General features: G+C 65.6%; 1 protein-coding gene. It reads right to left on the bottom strand.

Annotated elements, in window-relative coordinates; translation table 11 throughout:
- On the bottom strand, positions 1-799 hold a 799-nt coding region (locus WS95_RS32080), incomplete at both ends, for an NAD(P)/FAD-dependent oxidoreductase (protein ID WP_179950248.1).

Genomic DNA, 799 nt, shown 5'->3' with positions numbered 1-799 from the left:
GCCCACCACGAAGCCGACCACGACCTGGTTGTTGTCCATGTGATACAGGAACGAGCCGCCGTACGTATCCGACTTCAGCGGCCAGCCGGCCGTGTGGATCACGAGGCCCGGCTTGTGCTTGGCCGGATCGATTTCCCACAGCTCCTTGATGCCGATCCCGTACGCCTGCGGATCGGCGTTCGCGTCGAGCTTGAATTTCGTGATCAGCTGGCGGCCGAGATGGCCGCGGCAGCCTTCGGCGAACAGCGTGTACTTCGCGTGCAGTTCCATGCCGAGCTGGAAGTTCTCGGTCGGCTCGCCGTCCTTGCCCACGCCCATGTTGCCGGTCGCGACGCCTTTGACCGAGCCGTCGTCGTTGTAGAGAATTTCCGCGGCCGGAAAGCCCGGGAAGATCTCGACGCCGAGCGCCTCGGCCTGTGCCCCAAGCCAGCGGGTCACGTTGCCCAGCGAAATCACGTAGTTGCCGTGGTTCTTGAAGTTGTCCGGCAGCGCCCAGTTCGGCGTGGTCACCGCGCTTTTCTCGGACAGGAACAGGAAGCGGTCTTCCGTGACCTCGACATCGAGCGGTGCGCCGCGCTCCTTCCAGTCGGGGAACAGCTCGGTGATCGCGCGCGGGTCCATCACCGCGCCCGACAGGATGTGCGCGCCGATCTCGGAACCCTTCTCGAGCACGCACACGCCGATCTCGGTGCCTTTCTCGGCGGCCAGCTGCTTGAGCCGGATCGCCGCCGACAGCCCGGCGGGGCCGCCGCCGACGATCACGACGTCGTATTCCATCGATTCGCGCGGGCCGTATTGC

This window comes from Burkholderia sp. MSMB1826 (assembly GCF_001526325.1).
Lineage (GTDB): Bacteria > Pseudomonadota > Gammaproteobacteria > Burkholderiales > Burkholderiaceae > Burkholderia.
The sequence above is the reverse complement of the archived record's forward strand: the minus strand, read 5'-3'. Positions and strand labels throughout refer to the sequence as shown.